We start from the raw sequence: 16,427 nt of genomic DNA, 5'->3' as shown, positions 1-16,427 counted from the left end.
ATATGAATTTTAAGGAGTTTTTATTATGCAAGAAAAGAAAAAAGCATCGCTTGTTTTAGGTATCCTATCTATCGTCCTTGGTTTGCTATCTCCAATCGTTGGTTTGATTTTGGGTATTATTGGTCTTGTTTTGGGTAATTCACATCAAAATCAATCTGGACTAAATTATAAAACAGAAAAAATCCTCAATATTGTAGGGATTGTCATTTCAGTCCTTAACTGGATTGCAGGAGTCATTTTGATGATGCACTAATCAGGATTCTAACAAAAAAAGCTTTATTTTTAAAGCTTTTTTGTTTTATCCACTTTTCGTTAAGTGGTTTTTAATCATCTTTAATTATTTCTGGCTCAGGGACAGGTTTTCATAGTTCTAAAACTTGTTACTAATAGATAAAGCCGGTTTTTATGATATAATGAATGTGTAAAAAATTTAAGGAGTTTATTGAAAAATGGAAGAAAAGAAGAAAAATCCACTTATAGTGGGTATCCTATCTATCATTCTTAGTTTGTTATTTCCATTGGGAGGTATTGGTTTAGGTATCGTTGGTTTTTTATTTGCTAACGAACTTCAAAAAGAATCTGGATTAGACTATAAAACAGAGAGAATTGTATCTATTGTAGGTATTGTACTTTCTGCTCTTAACTGGATAATTGGAATTTTCTTACATATGAGTTAAAGAAGATTAAAAAAGCTTTATCTTTAAAGCTTTTTTGTTTTACTCATTTTTCGTTAAGTGGTTTTTAATCAATTCTAATTCTTTCTAGCTCAGGGACAGGTTTTCAAAGTTCTAAAACGTGTTACCTAATAGATAAAGCCGGTTTGTATGGTATAATGATTGCGTAATAAGTTTAAGGAGATTTTAGAGCATGCAAGAAAAGAAAAAAGCATCACTTGTTTTGAGTATCCTATCTATCATATTTGCATTTGGATTTCCAGTTTTAAGTATTTTTTTGGGTGTTTTTGGTTTGGTCTTGGCTAATTCATATCAAAAAGAGTCTGGACTAGACTATAAGACAGAAAAAATTCTCTCTATTTTAGGGATTGTGTTAGGGATTGTGATTTCTGCACTTATCTGTATCGTACTTATCTCACAACTTTCGGGAATTCATTAAAACAAAAAAGCTTTATTTTTAAAGCTTTTTTGTTTTATTCACTTTTCTTTAAGTAGTTTTTAATGATTTTCAATTCCTCTTGATTCAAGGGCCGGCATTGACCTTCTGCTAGGTCAGGATCTAATGTAAAATCCCCGAACTGAACTCTTTTTAGGGCAGTGACCTTGACACCGACTGAGAGGAACATTTTTTTGATCTGATGAAATTTCCCTTCAGAGATGGTGATGGTGGCTCGGCTGAGACTAGGGCTTGAAGATAGAATCTCAAGCTGAGCAGGTTTACAGACAGTTCCATCAAGAAAGACAATCCCATTTTTGAACTGCTGGATGTGATCTGGTGTGAGCAAGCCGTTCACCTCAACTTGATAAGTTTTATCGACATGATATTGAGGGTGGAGAAGTTGAAAACCTAGAGGGCCATTATCTGTTAGGAGGAGCAACCCTGTCGTATCTCTATCCAATCGACCAATTGCGTAAAGCTGAGCCGACTGGAGGTGTTGAGGTAGTAAGTCCATAACCGTTGGGAGCTTCTTGTCCTTGCTTGCTGTCACGACACCATTTGGTTTGTGAAGCATGAGATAGGTGTGCTCATATCCTTGGATTTTTATACCCTGAAAAATCAACTCTTGTAATCCCGTATCAACATTCTGTGCAAGGGAAGTAGCAGGAACTCCATCTATTAAGATTTCTTTTTTGATAAGAGCCTGTTTCATGGCTTTTCGACTGATTTTTTCCTGGGCTAATAAATTATCTAAACGCATACCAGCCTATCTTATCACAAGTCAGGATTTTTGAAAAGAAAAGAGAAGGAATGAATTTTCTTTTGAAAACATTTACACTTACTTGAGTTATGCCATTTGCTTAAAATTGTGGTATAATCGTTCAGTTAGAAAATAAATTTGAAATAAATAGAGGAAATCATGACAAAATTAAGAGAAGATATCCGTAATATCGCGATTATCGCCCACGTCGACCACGGAAAAACAACCCTCGTTGACGAATTGTTGAAACAATCTGAAACTCTTGACGCACGTACAGAATTGGCTGAGCGTGCAATGGACTCAAATGATATTGAAAAAGAGCGTGGAATTACCATCCTTGCGAAGAATACAGCAGTTGCTTACAACGGAACTCGTATCAATATCATGGACACACCAGGACACGCGGACTTCGGTGGAGAAGTAGAACGTATCATGAAAATGGTTGACGGTGTTGTTTTGGTCGTAGATGCTTACGAAGGAACCATGCCACAGACTCGTTTCGTATTGAAAAAAGCCTTGGAACAAGACCTTGTGCCTATCGTTGTAGTTAACAAAATCGATAAGCCATCAGCTCGTCCAGCAGAAGTAGTGGATGAAGTTTTGGAACTTTTCATCGAACTTGGTGCAGATGATGATCAGCTTGACTTCCCAGTAGTCTATGCTTCAGCGATCAACGGAACATCTTCATTGTCAGATGATCCAGCAGACCAAGAAAAGACTATGGCGCCAATCTTCGACACCATTATCGACCACATTCCAGCTCCGGTTGATAACTCTGATGAGCCTCTTCAATTCCAAGTGTCACTTCTTGACTACAATGACTTCGTAGGACGTATTGGTATCGGACGTGTCTTCCGTGGTACAGTCAAGGTTGGGGACCAAGTTACCCTTTCTAAACTTGACGGAACAACCAAAAACTTCCGTGTTACAAAACTCTTTGGTTTCTTTGGTTTGGAACGTCGTGAAATCCAAGAAGCTAAGGCTGGTGATTTGATTGCCGTATCAGGTATGGAAGACATCTTCGTTGGGGAAACAATCACTCCAACAGATGCAGTTGAAGCTCTTCCAGTTCTTCACATCGACGAACCTACTCTTCAAATGACCTTCTTGGTTAACAACTCACCTTTTGCTGGTCGTGAAGGAAAATGGGTGACTTCTCGTAAGGTTGAAGAGCGCCTTCAAGCTGAGTTGCAAACAGACGTATCTCTTCGTGTAGACCCAACAGACTCACCAGATAAATGGACGGTTTCAGGACGTGGGGAATTGCACTTGTCAATCCTTATCGAGACTATGCGTCGTGAAGGTTATGAGCTTCAAGTGTCTCGTCCAGAAGTTATCGTCAAAGAAATTGATGGTGTGAAGTGTGAGCCATTTGAGCGCGTGCAGATCGACACACCAGAAGAATACCAAGGTTCTGTTATCCAAAGCCTTTCTGAACGTAAGGGTGAAATGTTGGATATGATTGCAACAGGTAATGGTCAAACTCGTTTGGTCTTCCTAGTTCCTGCGCGTGGTTTGATTGGATACTCAACTGAGTTCTTGTCAATGACTCGTGGTTACGGGATCATGAACCATACCTTCGACCAATACTTGCCATTGATTCCAGGGGAAATTGGTGGACGTCACCGTGGTGCTCTTGTTTCTATCGATGCTGGAAAGGCAACAACCTACTCAATCATGTCTATCGAAGAACGTGGTACTATCTTTGTTAACCCAGGTACTGAGGTTTACGAAGGAATGATCATCGGTGAAAACTCTCGTGAAAATGACTTGACTGTTAATATCACGAAAGCAAAACAAATGACTAACGTTCGTTCAGCTACCAAGGACCAAACAGCGGTTATCAAAACTCCTCGTATCTTGACACTTGAAGAATCACTTGAGTTCTTGAACGACGATGAGTACATGGAAGTAACGCCTGAATCTATCCGTTTGCGTAAGCAAATCCTCAATAAGGCAGAGCGTGAGAAAGCAAATAAAAAGAAAAAATCAGCTGAATAAAGGCTAGAAAGAGATAAAGATGGTCTACTTAATCATAGGGATACTCTTATTACTACTCTATTTATTTGCGACACCCCAAAGTATCAAGGGGACGGTCAATGTTGTAATATTAGTCTTTGGACTTGTTGCCCTCGTAATCTTGTTGCTCTTGTCTGCCCTGCAGATTTTCCAACTTCCAGCAGAAATCTATATAACATTGGGGATGCTAGCTCTTACTTACTTTAGTTTGAGAGATATTTCCTTAATATCGGTTAAAAAGAGATAGGATTTAACCTCATTCCTCTACACCATTAGAGTCAAAATGTAAAATGATTGAAGCAAAATCAGATTCATGCTGGTTTTGCTTTTTGTTTTCACGAGATAACTAGGTAAGAGGCGATTTCATTTATTTTTCATATCTTTTGAATAGAAGTAAGTTTTTTGATACAATAAAAGAAAACGGTTACAAGATTGGAGTTTGATATGAACCGACATTTATTTAAGGAAAAGCAACGTTTTTCTTTAAGAAAATATGCAATAGGAACTTGTTCTGTTTTATTAGGAACGAGTTTGTTTTTTGCGGCCTCACCGATTGAAATCGTAGGAGCTCAGGAGAGACAGCCACAATTAGTTTCTCATTATGTTGAGGATAAAGATTTACCTGAAGCAATAAAGGAAGAATTGCGGTGGTTTGAAGATAATACAATCGAGCTAGAAGAAGGTAAGGACTATTACTTCGTTTATCGTAAATCAGCTGCAAGCTTACCCAATACGGGACTCTTTTCTAATCCTTTAGTGCCAGTACTAGGAATGGGAATTCTTTTGGTTTCGTTAACGTTAATCAAGAAGAAAAAAGGTAGAAGTCTTTTTCTAGTGACAGTTTTGGCAGTTGGGGGAACAGCAGTCTCAGTCTCTGCCCTAGAAAACTTAGTAGAGCTTCGTCCAGCCCTCGTTAAAACGGTAGAAGGGGAGTTTTTGCCAAGACCTGAAAAGATTGAAGGTTATGAATTTACGGGTTACTATTTTGTAAGATGCAATGAAGAGATATCTCAAAGCCTAGTCACACCTTCAAAAACGACTCAGGGAAGTCTGCTTGAACAAGCTGTAATTCCAAGTCATCTAGGTATAATTGAAACTCCAGCAACTCCAAGCCGACCATCTTCTGAAGAGTCTACATCAATCCCTCCTCAGGGTCAACCAAGTCTAGTAGAGGTGAAACCGGAATTGGAAATTAGCAAGGAATCCATTCCTTTTGATACCATTCGTCAGGAAGATCCAAACTTACCGAAGGGACAAACGCAAGTTATCCAAGCAGGAGTCGCAGGAGAACGTACCATCTTAACAGAGGTTACAAGGGGTAATGGTAAGGAGAGTCGTGAAGTTCGCTCAAACACTGTGACTCAAGAACCAGTTTCAGAAATTATTGCAGTCGGTACTAAGGTAGAATCCACATCAATTCCTCTAGAAGGTTCTCCAAGCTTGGTGGAAGTGAAACCAGAGCTAGAAACAAGCACAGAGTCAGTTCATTTTGATCGACTCTATCAAGAAGATCCAGATTTGCCTAAGGGTCAAACTCGAGTTATCCAGGCAGGAGTAGTAGGAGAACGTACCATCTTAACAGAAGTTACAAGGGTTGATGGTAAGGAGAGTCGTGAAGTTCGCTCAAATACTGTGACTCAAGAACCAGTTTCAGAAATTATCGCAGTTGGTAGCAAGGTGGAATCCACATCAATTCCTCTAGAAGGTAGTCCAAATTTAGTAGAAGTGAAACCTGAGTTGGAAACTAGTACAGAAGAGATACCTTATAATACTCTTCATCAAGAGGACCCAGATTTATTAAAAGGTGAAACTCGTATAATCCAAGCAGGTGTGGTTGGGCAACGTACGATTCTAACAGAAGTTACAAGGGTTGATGGTAAGGAGAGTCGTGAAGTTCGCTCAAATACTGTGACTCAAGAACCAGTTTCAGAAATTATTGCAGTTGGTAGCAAGGTGGAAGCGACAGCTATTCCGCAAGAAGGTAGTCCAAGTTTAGTAGAAGTGAAGCCAGAGTTGGAAACTAGTACAGAAGAGATACCTTATAATACTCTTCATCAAGAGGATCCGGATTTACTAAAAGGTGAGACTCGTATAATCCAAGCAGGTGTGGTTGGGCAACGTACGATTCTAACAGAAGTTACAAGGGTTGATGGTAAGGAGAGTCGTCAAGTCAAATCAAATACTGTGACTCAAGAACCAGTTTCAGAAATTATTGCAGTTGGTAGCAAGGTGGAAGCGACAGCTATTCCGCAAGAAGGTAGTCCAAGTTTAGTAGAAGTGAAACCAGAATTGGAAGTAACAACAGAGGTGGTTCCATTTAAGACCATTCGTCAAGAAGATCCGAATATGGCAGAAGACCAAGTTAAACTAATTCAAGCAGGTGTCAACGGGAAACGTACCATCCTAACCGAAGTTAGCACGCTTAATGGTCAGGAAAAACGTAAGATTATTTCGAATACTTTAACGACAGAAGCCATTCCGGAAATCATTGCTATCGGGACAAAAAAAGAGCTTCTCCCACTCCCCCAACCAAAAATTGAAACCCAAACGGTTCCTTATAAAATTATCTACCAAGCAGATGAAACTCTAGCAGTTGGGACCCGAAAAACAAAAGTTTCTGGCGTTAATGGAAAGCTAGAAACGACTACAAACTATACGAGAGATAATGTCAGCGGTGCAATCAAAGAGTCTAGTACTACAAAAACCTTGGTTGAGAAGGTAGATGAAATTATTCTTGTAGGAATAAAACCAAGTATCGAAACGAAGGTTATTGCAAATAAGACGGTTTTTGAAGCAGACTCTACACTACCTTACCAGACGCAAAAAGTGTCTGTTCCAGGGAAGGAAGGTAGTGAGAAAACGATGACTAGTTACAAAGTTGACAGTCAGTCAGGTCTTGTAACTGAAAAAGATAAACAGAAGCAAACCACGGCCCCAATTGATAAGGTTATTAAAGTTGGGAATGTCGAAAAGATTGTGACTCCAATTCCGATCAAGGAAGAACGTCGAAAGGATCCATCACTTGACAAGGATACTGAAAAAATTGAGAGCCCAGGTCAAGCAGGAGAGTTGACGGCTACTCGAGTTTATGAAGTGAACACTCACACTGGGGCATTACTGTCGTATAAAGAAACTAGTGCTGAGACGAAAGCTATGAAACCGAAGGTAATCCTGGTAGGAACCAAAGAAAATAAACCACATCTCCTCCCAGATAACAAGGATCTAGAAAATGCGATTGATACAAATCGAGTAAGCCGAGATATGAAAGGGATAGATTTATTTACTAACACATACTTAGTGAATGCTCTGAAACCAAGCATCCTTGGGCGTGACGTGATTAGTAAGAAGATTGAACTCAAAAAGACAAATCCAGCTATCACTGATGAAGAAGTCAAAGAAGTCCTGCGCAAAGAATACCTTGAAAGATTATCGATTAAAGATACTTTTGAACAAACAAAGAATAACTTAGATTCAGATCTAAAAAAGATTGCTTCTCATACCCTTAGCATACTAGGAAATACTCCAGATTCTAGGGCAAAAGTCCAAAGTGAACTAGAAGCAAATAAAGAAAAAATTCTTTTAGGTCTAACTTATATCAATCGTTTTTACAATATTGATTTTGGTAAGACCAATATTCGCGATATTCTAGCCTTTAATCCAAGCTCTTTTGGTAAAAAAGTTACTTCCTTAGATTGGTTGAAACATCTAGGTTCCATGAACTATAGTGAGATGAAGTTGGTCAATAGTCCTAATACCTATGAAAAGTATTTTGAGAAGATTACTGACAAAGGAACATTGAAAGACTTCCTTGACTACAACCGGACTACCTTTACAGATATGGATGGTGATACTTGGTTGAAGGATGCTACAAAGGCCATTGTTATAGAGAAAAAATCAAAAGAGAAGCCTGACGAAAACGTTGCTCTATATACAAAATTGACCTCTGATCCTGTCAAGTATGGGGCTGAGCCACAACAAGTTGTAAATCATAAACAGTATAATATGGCAACTCTTTTAGGTCTGGTCAATATAAAAGAACCAAGCATTTATGTTATTACAAATATGGCAACTGTTTCTTATGGAAATATCGGAACCTACATCGATTCTTCACTTGCTAAACGTAACCCTGCCCAATACAAGGCTGATTTAGAAAAGACGAGGGCTCTGGTTGAGTTAACAGCGGATCGTCAGGCAGCTTATGTTGATTCCCTGTACAGAATTACTAAAAAAGAGAACCAAACAAAACTGATAACCAACCGTTTGATTGTGGATACTATGAAAAAGTATACTAACAAGCAAAATGCAGGTATCAAGGAAACTTGGTCTAAGGAGTTTGGTCCAGAGGCTGATAAAGGAGTCAAGGACTTTATGTCTCCGTTAGGTATGTATTCTCCGTCTCAAACCGTTGGAGCTGAAGCCAATGGTTCTGGTGTGCGTTACTTTATTGATAGAGTTTTAGATGATCGTGGTTCAGCAACCTACTCTCATGAAATGACTCACTTGTTGGATCGTACAGTACTCTTTAACAACCATGGACGACGAGATGGTACGGGAGCAGAGTTCTATGCTCGTGGAATCTTTGAAAATTCTTATACACCTGAAACTGATACCTACTTTAACTTGAATTTTGTCTTTGATGAAAGTAAGAAAGATAGTTTCTACAATAAGAAACCGGACCGCTTTAAATCTGCTGCAGATTTGAAAGAATACATGCATGGTAGTTTTGATGTACTTTATAGTTTAGATTATTTGGAAGCTGAGGCTAGTCGAGGATTGTCAGCAGCTGAAAAAGCAATCTACTTCAAACAGCTCTTGCCAAGTCCAACTTCAGGTTCTAGAACTCCAGTTTCTTACGACAATCCATCTGTCCAACCGACTCATCAGAGTGAGGAAATTAAGGCTTTGACGGAGGTAGACGCAAGTAAGTTGACGGACATCAATAGTTTGATTGATAATCATATCGTGGTAAATCGCTATATTATTAAAGGGCTAACAGCAACTGGGAAAGTAGATGCCAATGGCTATTACACGGTCGATATGTTTGATACGATTTATGGTGTTAATCAAAATGATAAAGGAATGAGTGGTGATATTAGCTTTAGAAAACAAGCCTTTGAGTTAATGGCAGGACTTGGTTACTACGAAGGTTTCGTCCCTTATGTGTCGAATCAATACAAGAAAGATGCTGAGAAAGCCAATCGTCCATTGTCGGACAAATATATCTTTGATAAGATTTTAGCTGGAAAAAGCTATGCTCAATTTAAGAAAGAACAAGTCAATGAACGAATCAATAACCTGAACAAGTTAAAACCGATAACGATTGACTACAAAGGCAAGAAGGAAGTGATTGCTAGCCCAGAAAGAATGAAGCAGTTAATGGCAGAAGCGGTAAAAGAAGAACTTGCTGAGATTAAAGCTGGTAACACAAGTGCGAAACAATATCGCTTTATTGAAACTCCGGTACAGAAGTTGAAAAAAGCCATTTACAAAGCTTATCTTAAGGAATCAAATGAATTTAAAGAATCGATTTATAAATCTTGATAGCTGAGATAAATTTCAACCGGATCAGAATCATTTTTCTAAGTAGTTTTGAGTACTTAATAAGACAAGAAAAACACCTTTCGGACTGCAAGTCTCTACAGTCCGAAAGGTGTTTTTTATCTGTACAATTATCTCTTTTTGTTTTTTGAATATCGCTGGTAGAAGTCGACTTTTATCTGGATAAAGTGTTCTAATTCACGGAAGAGTTGCAAGAGAGTCGCCCGTGTCTCAAACTCTTCTCTAGTTTTCGGAAGGCTACGATTGCGAAATACCTGTAGGTAGCTCTCGATATCATTCAATAAGTCGTAGGCTGGATTGGTTTGACTTAGTTGGCTAGCTGTTTTTGAAAAGAGCTGAGCGACAATCAAACTCTCGCTAGCGGCTAGTTGGCATGTGTTAATCTGTTGAGCCATATTTCTCAAGATACGCGTTTGTCTTTGCCGCATCTCAAAGTAGTGGATATGATAATCTGTCTGGTGAAAGAGATGGTCAGAGTGATCGAGATAAACCAACTTAAGAGCATCCTCAAGTAGTTGATCAAGTTCATTTACAAGTTGAGCCTGATTACGGCCATCTCCTCTTTTCAGATAGTAAGAAAGCCGTAGAAGAACATCTCTGAGTTTTTCTTCAACAAGAGTATGATAATGTTGAATGTCTTTTTCACGTGAAGGCATGTAGAGATTGACCAGAAGTGCAAAACCAGTACCGATTAGGAAGAGTAAGAGCTCATTCAGTAAAAGTGTTGGTGATGTTGTTTGTTGGATTAAGAGATGGCTGACCAGGACGCTACTAGGAGTAATCCCAATTTCCCAACCGAGTTTATAGGCTAGAGGAACATAGATTGCTAAGTAAAGTCCAAAGCTCCAGATATGATAGCCAGTCAGTTGGAAAGCTATAACACCAACTAAGAGAGCTAGAAGAGTTGAAAAGAGACGATTGCGGGCTAGCTTGATCGTGCTTCTTCGAGTATCAGAAAGACTCAAGATAGCAATGATACCAGCTGATACAGCTGACGACAAATCAAAAAAGTATGCTAGAAAACAGGCAAAACAGGTTGCCAGGACTAATTTTAAAGTACGTTGTGTGATAGACATAGAATACTTCCTTGAGATAAATGATTTAATATTTTAATGGTCGGTATGGTAAAAAAGTCTATTCCAATAGAATCATTAAGAAAATAATTAGTTCTTCTTGTAGTGGTTTGATTATAGTATAAATATGTTTTGAAATCAAGTCAATCTATTGATAATATTGGCAGAATGAATATTTGCCAAACTGGTTCAGATATCGTTTTGTGGTATAATAATTAGAAAGGAGTTTTACATGCAAGAATTTTTTAGAAGTTATTTTAATAAGCTAGATTTAACAACGGTATTTGAGAATCTCTTAACGAAAGTGATTTCTCTTTTGATTTTATTTGTGCTATTTTACATAGCTAAAAAGCTCCTCCATACGGCTGTCAAAAAAATTGTGAAACCTTCACTTAAGTATTCAAATCGTGATGCAGGAAGACAAAAGACAATCTCTCGTTTATTAGAAAATATTTTTAATTACACTCTTTATTTCTTTTTAGTCTACTGCATTTTGTCTATCCTAGGACTACCTGTATCCAGTTTACTAGCTGGTGCTGGGATTGCTGGGGTTGCGATTGGTATGGGGGCACAAGGCTTCCTTTCAGATGTCATCAATGGTTTCTTTATCTTGTTCGAACGTCAAATTGATGTAGGAGATGAAGTAGTTCTTACAAATGGGCCGATTACGGTTTCTGGAAAGGTTGTTAGTGTTGGCATTCGAACAACTCAATTAAGAGGCGAAGACCAAGCCCTCCACTTTGTTCCTAACCGTAATATCACAGTGGTTAGCAATTTTTCAAGAGATGAAGAGAACTGAAATTTTACTTGATTTATGGTACAATAAAGGGAGTTTGACAGAGGAGAAATGATGGTTTTAGATAAACAATTAGGAAATGGTTGTACCTGGATAAATCTTGATATCGAAAAAATTAAAAATCTTGAAGATTTATCTGAAATCTATGGTTTAGATAAGGAAACCATCGAATATGCTCTGGATAGAAATGAACGAGCCCACATGGACTATAACCGTGAAAATGGGACTGTAACTTTTATCTACAATGTTCTGGATCTTGAGAAGGACAAGGAATACTATGAAGCCATTCCTATGACCTTTATCGTTGAAAAACAACGAATGATTACGATCAGTAACCATAAGAACGCTTATGTGATTGAACGTATGCTGACTTATCTTAAAACTCATGAAACGATTTCAATCTACAAGTTTCTCTTTGCCAGCTTAGAGCTTATCAGTAACGCTTATTATCCTGTCATCGAAGAAATGGATAAAAGTAAGGACGAAATTAGTGCCTTGCTACGTCAAACCACGACAAAGAAAAATCTCTTTGCTCTCTCTGATTTGGAGACTGGTATGGTTTACTTGACAGCTGCGGCAAAACAAAATCGACTTCTATTGGAACATATCCAAGGTCATGCTCTTTATCGGAGATTTAACGATGTCGAACGAGAGCAGTTTGATGATGCCATGATTGAAGCCCATCAGTTGGTGTCTATGACAGATTTGATTTCTCAAGTCTTACAACAACTCTCTGCTTCTTACAACAACATCCTAAACAATAACCTGAATGATAGTTTGACAATTTTGACTATTATCTCCGTCTTACTAGCAGTACTTGCGGTTATTACAGGTTTCTTCGGGATGAATGTTCCTCTACCATTTACAGAAGAGCCAAATGCTTGGATTTATATCTTAATGGCTAGCTTGATTTTATGGGCAGCCTTATCTCAATGGCTGAAGAAAATTACTAGGAAATAAAAGAGAAGGAGCCAGAATGGCGATTGAAAATTACATGCCAGACTTTGCTGTGGAAGCAGTTTATGATTTGACAGTAGAAAGCCTGCAAAAACAGGGAATAAAAGCTGTTTTGGTAGATTTAGATAACACTCTCATTGCTTGGAATAACCCTGACGGGACTCCAGAGATGAAACGATGGTTGCACGACCTTCGTGATGCAGGGATTCGTATTATCGTAGTCTCAAACAATTCTAAGAAACGTGTTCAACGAGCAGTTGAAAAATTTGGAATTGATTATGTTTACTGGGCTTTGAAGCCTTTCACTTTCGGGATTAATCGAGCGATGAAAGAATTCCACTATGAGAAAAACGAAGTGGTCATGGTTGGGGATCAGCTCATGACAGACATTCGTGCAGCTCACCGTGCAGGAATTCGTTCGATTTTGGTTAAACCCTTGGTGCAGCACGATTCCATCAAAACGCAAATCAACCGAGCTCGTGAGCGCCGTGTCATGAAACAAATCACTGAAAAGTACGGGCCTATCACATATAAAAAAGGAATCTAACTATGGAAGAAATTCTCTGTATTGGTTGTGGAGCAACCATTCAGACGGAAGATAAGACTGGTCTTGGATTTACACCTCAGTCAGCACTTGAAAAAGGTTTGGAGACTGGAGAGGTTTATTGCCAACGTTGTTTCCGTCTTCGTCATTATAATGAAATCACAGATGTGCAGCTGACGGATGATGATTTCTTAAAACTTTTGCACGAGGTGGGAGATAGTGATGCCTTGGTGGTTAACGTTATTGATATCTTTGACTTCAATGGCTCAGTTATCCCAGGATTACCACGCTTTGTATCAGGTAATGATGTGCTCTTAGTCGGAAATAAAAAAGATATCCTACCTAAGTCAGTAAAGGCTGGGAAGATTAGCCAATGGCTCATGGAACGTGCCCACGAAGAAGGTCTGCGTCCTGTGGACGTTGTTCTGACTTCAGCTCAAAATAAGCATGCTATCAAGGAAGTCATTGAAAAAATCGAGCACTACCGTAAGGGGCGCGATGTCTATGTAGTTGGGGTGACTAATGTCGGTAAATCAACTCTTATCAATGCCATTATCCAGGAAATTACGGGTGACCAGAACGTCATCACAACTTCACGCTTCCCAGGGACAACTCTAGATAAGATCGAGATTCCGCTTGATGACGGTTCTTATATCTACGATACGCCGGGGATTATCCATCGTCATCAGATGGCTCACTACTTGACAGCTAAAAATCTCAAGTATGTCAGTCCTAAAAAGGAAATCAAACCTAAAACCTATCAGCTCAATCCGGAGCAAACTCTATTTTTAGGGGGCTTGGGACGCTTTGACTTCATCGCAGGAGAAAAGCAAGGTTTCACAGCCTTCTTTGACAATGAACTCAAACTTCATCGTACTAAACTGGAGGGAGCCAGTGCTTTTTACGACAAGCACCTGGGAACCCTTCTCACACCGCCAAATAGCAAGGAAAAAGAAGATTTTCCAAAACTGGTCCAACATGTCTTTACTATCAAAGACAAGACAGACCTGGTCATCTCAGGACTAGGCTGGATTCGTGTAACAGGAACTGCTAAAGTCGCCGTCTGGGCACCAGAAGGCGTCGCAGTCGTCACACGAAAAGCAATTATTTAAACACAGAAAGGAAAGAGTTATCTTTATAAAGGTGAGCATGGCGAGCCTCTAGAAGATACTTTTCGCCGTGGTGTCAGTTGGTACAAATGATTGTACCAACTGCGGAAAATTTGAGACCTTAGGCTCAAATTTTAGTCATGAAAGTCCGAAGGACTTTGCTGACGTCCGTCACCACTTCAGAAAAGTATAAAAAACTCTTTTAAAGAAAATATGTCATTAACATCAAAACAACGTGCCTTCCTCAACAGCCAGGCACACACCCTCAAACCCATCATCCAAATAGGGAAAAATGGTCTCAACGACCAAATTAAAACTAGCGTCCGTCAAGCACTTGATGCCCGCGAATTGATTAAGGTTACTCTCTTGCAAAACACAGATGAAAACATCCACGAAGTAGCTGAAATCTTGGAAGAAGAAATCGGTGTAGACACAGTTCAAAAAATCGGACGCATCTTGATTTTGTATAAACAATCCAGCAAGAAAGAAAATCGCAAGATTTCTAAAAAAGTTAAAGAAATCTAAGCATGACGCTCCAAAAACTGTTTTTACAGAAGACTAAAGGAGATTAGCCTATGGCAATCGAACTATTAACTCCCTTTACCAAAGTGGAGTTAGAGCCAGAAATCAAGGATAAAAAACGCAAGCAAGTTGGAATCCTAGGGGGGAATTTTAACCCTGTTCACAACGCCCACCTTATCGTGGCGGACCAAGTACGCCAGCAGTTGGGATTGGATCAGGTTCTGCTCATGCCTGAGTATCAACCGCCTCACGTAGACAAAAAGGAAACCATTCCTGAGCACCATCGTCTCAAAATGCTTGAATTGGCTATCGAAGGAATCGAAGGTTTAGCTATTGAGACAATTGAGCTGGAGCGCAAGGGTATTTCCTACACCTACGACACCATGAAGCTTCTAACAGAGAAGAATCCAGACACAGATTACTATTTCATTATCGGTGCCGATATGGTAGACTATTTGCCTAAGTGGTATAGAATTGATGAGTTGGTGGAACTAGTTCAGTTTGTGGGAGTTCAGCGACCACGTTACAAAGCAGGGACTTCTTATCCAGTCATCTGGGTGGATGTGCCCCTCATGGATATTTCATCCAGTATGGTGCGTGATTTCATTGCCCAAGGACGAACACCCAACTTTCTCTTGCCTAAGCCAGTGCTAGATTACATCGAGAAAGAAGGACTTTACTGATGGCATACCAAGACTATATCAACTGTTCCCGTGAAGAATTGTTGGAAAAGATGGCGGAGCTTCTACCTGAAAAACGCCTAACCCATTGTCTGGGTGTAGAGCGTGCAGCTATTGAATTAGCTCAACGTTTCGGTATAGATGTTGAGAAGGCTGGTTTAGCTGGTCTCCTTCATGACTATGCTAAAAAACTGTCAGATCAAGAGTTTCTAGACTTGATTGATCGATATCAACTAGATCCAGACCTCAAAAACTGGGGTAATAATGTTTGGCATGGTATGGTCGGAATTTACAAGATTCAGGAAGATTTGGATTTACAAGATCCTGAAATCCTACGAGCTATTGAAATTCATACAGTAGGAGCGATTCAGATGACGAACCTTGACAAGGTTATCTACGTCGCAGACTATATCGAGCACAATCGTACCTTTCCAGGTGTGGATCAGGCGCGTGAGATTGCTGAACTATCACTAAATAAGGCGGTAGCTTACGAGACAGCTCATACCGTGGAGCATTTAGCTCATCAGGGATTTCCCATCTATCCCCAAACCCTTGAAACCTATAACGCCTATGTGCACTATTTGAAAGAGGACTAAATGAACGAAAAAGAATTACTAGAACTAGTCGTGAAAGCGGCTGATGAGAAACGTGCGGAGGATATTCTCGCACTTGACGTACAAGAATTGACCAGCGTGACAGATTACTTTGTTATCACTAGCTCTATGAATAGCCGTCAGTTGGATGCTATCGCTGAAAATATCCGTGAAAAAGTAGCGGAAGCAGGCTTTAAAGGCAGCCATGTCGAAGGTGATGCAGCTGGAGGTTGGGTGCTACTAGACCTCGGTGATGTTGTAGTGCATATCTTCTCAGAAGAAATGCGTGCCCACTATAATCTAGAAAAACTCTGGCATGAGGCGGATTCAGTAGATTTATCTGAAACTCTAGTGTAGAAGATGACTTGAACTTCGGCTGGGAATTGCTTTGAAATTCGACAATGTATTAAGATTATTCTTATTTTTGAGTGAGAAGTGAGAAATTATCGAGACTTTCCGTTGTGATAAAACTTCTTGAAACAATAATGTTTCAAGAAGTCGGGAGTTTTGAGACCTTAGGCTCAAAACTAAGTCTTGGAACTTCGAAGAAGGTCGCAGACGTCCGAAATCACCTAAGGAAAATCTTAAAAAGACTTTGTCTTCAATTGAACTCAGTTGCAGTCAACTGGGTTTTATTTGCTTATTTTAGAAAAATTGATTGAAAGGTAAGAGCGTCGTGTTTTGTTCATCTCGAAACTGAAC

16 protein-coding genes are annotated in these 16,427 nt (G+C 39.3%); 14 read left to right on the top strand and 2 right to left on the bottom strand.

Features of this window, described 5'->3' with window-relative positions:
* Window positions 1-25 precede the first annotated feature (25 nt).
* From NMM19_RS06175 to NMM19_RS06165, 3 genes are all read left to right on the top strand, one after another.
* Window positions 26-253, top strand: a complete 228-nt coding sequence (locus NMM19_RS06175; protein WP_006149827.1) for a hypothetical protein — start codon at window positions 26-28, stop codon at window positions 251-253.
* 196 nt (window positions 254-449) lie between these two features.
* A complete protein-coding gene (locus NMM19_RS06170; protein WP_178894668.1) occupies window positions 450-677 on the top strand; it encodes a DUF4190 domain-containing protein in 228 nt (75 codons plus the stop codon).
* 190 nt (window positions 678-867) lie between these two features.
* Window positions 868-1,113 (top strand): hypothetical protein, encoded by a 246-nt coding sequence (locus NMM19_RS06165; protein ID WP_178894669.1) that lies wholly within the window; start codon window positions 868-870, stop codon window positions 1,111-1,113.
* Window positions 1,114-1,147: 34 nt separating this feature from the next.
* On the opposite strand, the gene NMM19_RS06160 is transcribed toward NMM19_RS06165, so the two are convergent.
* Window positions 1,148-1,873: a 16S rRNA pseudouridine(516) synthase gene (locus NMM19_RS06160; protein ID WP_178894670.1), complete on the bottom strand. Its 726-nt coding sequence runs from the start codon at window positions 1,871-1,873 to the stop codon at window positions 1,148-1,150.
* 159 nt (window positions 1,874-2,032) lie between these two features.
* Here NMM19_RS06160 and typA point away from each other — a divergent pair, with 159 nt between their 5' ends.
* The 3 genes from typA (at window position 2,033) to NMM19_RS06145 (ending at window position 9,433) form a co-directional block, all read left to right on the top strand.
* The gene (typA, locus tag NMM19_RS06155) at window positions 2,033-3,874 is read left to right on the top strand and encodes a translational GTPase TypA (RefSeq protein WP_178894671.1); all 1,842 of its coding nucleotides are present in this window, start codon (window positions 2,033-2,035) and stop codon (window positions 3,872-3,874) included.
* Between the two features lie 19 nt (window positions 3,875-3,893).
* Entirely contained in the window at window positions 3,894-4,139 is a 246-nt protein-coding gene (locus tag NMM19_RS06150; RefSeq protein WP_178894672.1) for a DUF3165 family protein, read from the top strand.
* 197 nt (window positions 4,140-4,336) lie between these two features.
* Window positions 4,337-9,433: a ZmpA/ZmpB/ZmpC family metallo-endopeptidase gene (locus NMM19_RS06145; RefSeq protein WP_254730610.1), complete on the top strand. Its 5,097-nt coding sequence runs from the start codon at window positions 4,337-4,339 to the stop codon at window positions 9,431-9,433.
* A gap of 128 nt (window positions 9,434-9,561) precedes the next feature.
* On the opposite strand, the gene NMM19_RS06140 is transcribed toward NMM19_RS06145, so the two are convergent.
* Window positions 9,562-10,527 carry an aromatic acid exporter family protein gene (locus NMM19_RS06140; protein ID WP_254730608.1) on the bottom strand — a complete coding sequence of 322 codons (966 nt, stop codon included), beginning with the start codon at window positions 10,525-10,527 and terminating at the stop codon, window positions 9,562-9,564.
* A gap of 229 nt (window positions 10,528-10,756) precedes the next feature.
* On the opposite strand from NMM19_RS06140, the gene NMM19_RS06135 reads away from it, so the two are divergent.
* From NMM19_RS06135 to rsfS, 8 genes are all read left to right on the top strand, one after another.
* On the top strand, window positions 10,757-11,323 hold the full coding sequence (locus tag NMM19_RS06135) for a mechanosensitive ion channel family protein (protein WP_254730606.1): 567 nt from the start codon (window positions 10,757-10,759) through the stop codon (window positions 11,321-11,323).
* Between the two features lie 51 nt (window positions 11,324-11,374).
* Window positions 11,375-12,280, top strand: coding sequence for a magnesium transporter CorA family protein (locus tag NMM19_RS06130; protein ID WP_254730603.1), 906 nt, complete (start codon window positions 11,375-11,377; stop codon window positions 12,278-12,280).
* Between the two features lie 16 nt (window positions 12,281-12,296).
* Window positions 12,297-12,824: a YqeG family HAD IIIA-type phosphatase gene (locus NMM19_RS06125; protein ID WP_254730600.1), complete on the top strand. Its 528-nt coding sequence runs from the start codon at window positions 12,297-12,299 to the stop codon at window positions 12,822-12,824.
* A gap of 2 nt (window positions 12,825-12,826) precedes the next feature.
* Window positions 12,827-13,933, top strand: a complete 1,107-nt coding sequence (yqeH, locus tag NMM19_RS06120) for a ribosome biogenesis GTPase YqeH (RefSeq protein ID WP_254730597.1) — start codon at window positions 12,827-12,829, stop codon at window positions 13,931-13,933.
* Window positions 13,934-14,143: 210 nt separating this feature from the next.
* Complete coding sequence (gene yhbY, locus NMM19_RS06115) at window positions 14,144-14,455, top strand: ribosome assembly RNA-binding protein YhbY (protein ID WP_000060171.1); 312 nt, start codon at window positions 14,144-14,146, stop codon at window positions 14,453-14,455.
* Window positions 14,456-14,505: 50 nt separating this feature from the next.
* On the top strand, window positions 14,506-15,135 hold the full coding sequence (locus NMM19_RS06110; protein WP_178894677.1) for a nicotinate-nucleotide adenylyltransferase: 630 nt from the start codon (window positions 14,506-14,508) through the stop codon (window positions 15,133-15,135).
* Window positions 15,135-15,728 carry a bis(5'-nucleosyl)-tetraphosphatase (symmetrical) YqeK gene (yqeK, locus tag NMM19_RS06105; protein WP_178894678.1) on the top strand — a complete coding sequence of 198 codons (594 nt, stop codon included), beginning with the start codon at window positions 15,135-15,137 and terminating at the stop codon, window positions 15,726-15,728. Before NMM19_RS06110 ends, yqeK begins: the two co-directional genes overlap by 1 nt.
* Window positions 15,729-16,082, top strand: a complete 354-nt coding sequence (gene rsfS / locus NMM19_RS06100; RefSeq protein ID WP_178894679.1) for a ribosome silencing factor — start codon at window positions 15,729-15,731, stop codon at window positions 16,080-16,082. It begins immediately after the preceding gene.
* The last annotated feature ends 345 nt before the right edge of the window (window positions 16,083-16,427 follow it).

This window comes from Streptococcus sp. CF8_St5-17 (genome assembly GCF_024295665.1).
In the GTDB taxonomy this organism is placed as follows: domain Bacteria; phylum Bacillota; class Bacilli; order Lactobacillales; family Streptococcaceae; genus Streptococcus.
This window is presented reverse-complemented; position numbering and strand designations above follow the sequence as displayed.

Bases quoted from the DNA above. Each gene is read 5' to 3' on its own strand.
- NMM19_RS06175 (WP_006149827.1), top strand. From the start codon at position 26: ATGCAAGAAAAGAAAAAAGCATCGCTTGTTTTAGGTATCCTATCTATC.
- NMM19_RS06165 (WP_178894669.1), top strand. From the start codon at position 868: ATGCAAGAAAAGAAAAAAGCATCACTTGTTTTGAGTATCCTATCTATC.
- NMM19_RS06140 (WP_254730608.1), bottom strand. From the start codon at position 10,527: ATGTCTATCACACAACGTACTTTAAAATTAGTCCTGGCAACCTGTTTT.
- NMM19_RS06130 (WP_254730603.1), top strand. From the start codon at position 11,375: ATGGTTTTAGATAAACAATTAGGAAATGGTTGTACCTGGATAAATCTT.
- yqeK (WP_178894678.1), top strand. From the start codon at position 15,135: ATGGCATACCAAGACTATATCAACTGTTCCCGTGAAGAATTGTTGGAA.
- rsfS (WP_178894679.1), top strand. From the start codon at position 15,729: ATGAACGAAAAAGAATTACTAGAACTAGTCGTGAAAGCGGCTGATGAG.
- NMM19_RS06150 (WP_178894672.1), top strand. From the start codon at position 3,894: ATGGTCTACTTAATCATAGGGATACTCTTATTACTACTCTATTTATTT.
- NMM19_RS06135 (WP_254730606.1), top strand. From the start codon at position 10,757: ATGCAAGAATTTTTTAGAAGTTATTTTAATAAGCTAGATTTAACAACG.
- NMM19_RS06170 (WP_178894668.1), top strand. From the start codon at position 450: ATGGAAGAAAAGAAGAAAAATCCACTTATAGTGGGTATCCTATCTATC.
- NMM19_RS06125 (WP_254730600.1), top strand. From the start codon at position 12,297: ATGGCGATTGAAAATTACATGCCAGACTTTGCTGTGGAAGCAGTTTAT.
- NMM19_RS06110 (WP_178894677.1), top strand. From the start codon at position 14,506: ATGGCAATCGAACTATTAACTCCCTTTACCAAAGTGGAGTTAGAGCCA.
- yqeH (WP_254730597.1), top strand. From the start codon at position 12,827: ATGGAAGAAATTCTCTGTATTGGTTGTGGAGCAACCATTCAGACGGAA.
- NMM19_RS06160 (WP_178894670.1), bottom strand. From the start codon at position 1,873: ATGCGTTTAGATAATTTATTAGCCCAGGAAAAAATCAGTCGAAAAGCC.
- NMM19_RS06145 (WP_254730610.1), top strand. From the start codon at position 4,337: ATGAACCGACATTTATTTAAGGAAAAGCAACGTTTTTCTTTAAGAAAA.
- yhbY (WP_000060171.1), top strand. From the start codon at position 14,144: ATGTCATTAACATCAAAACAACGTGCCTTCCTCAACAGCCAGGCACAC.
- typA (WP_178894671.1), top strand. From the start codon at position 2,033: ATGACAAAATTAAGAGAAGATATCCGTAATATCGCGATTATCGCCCAC.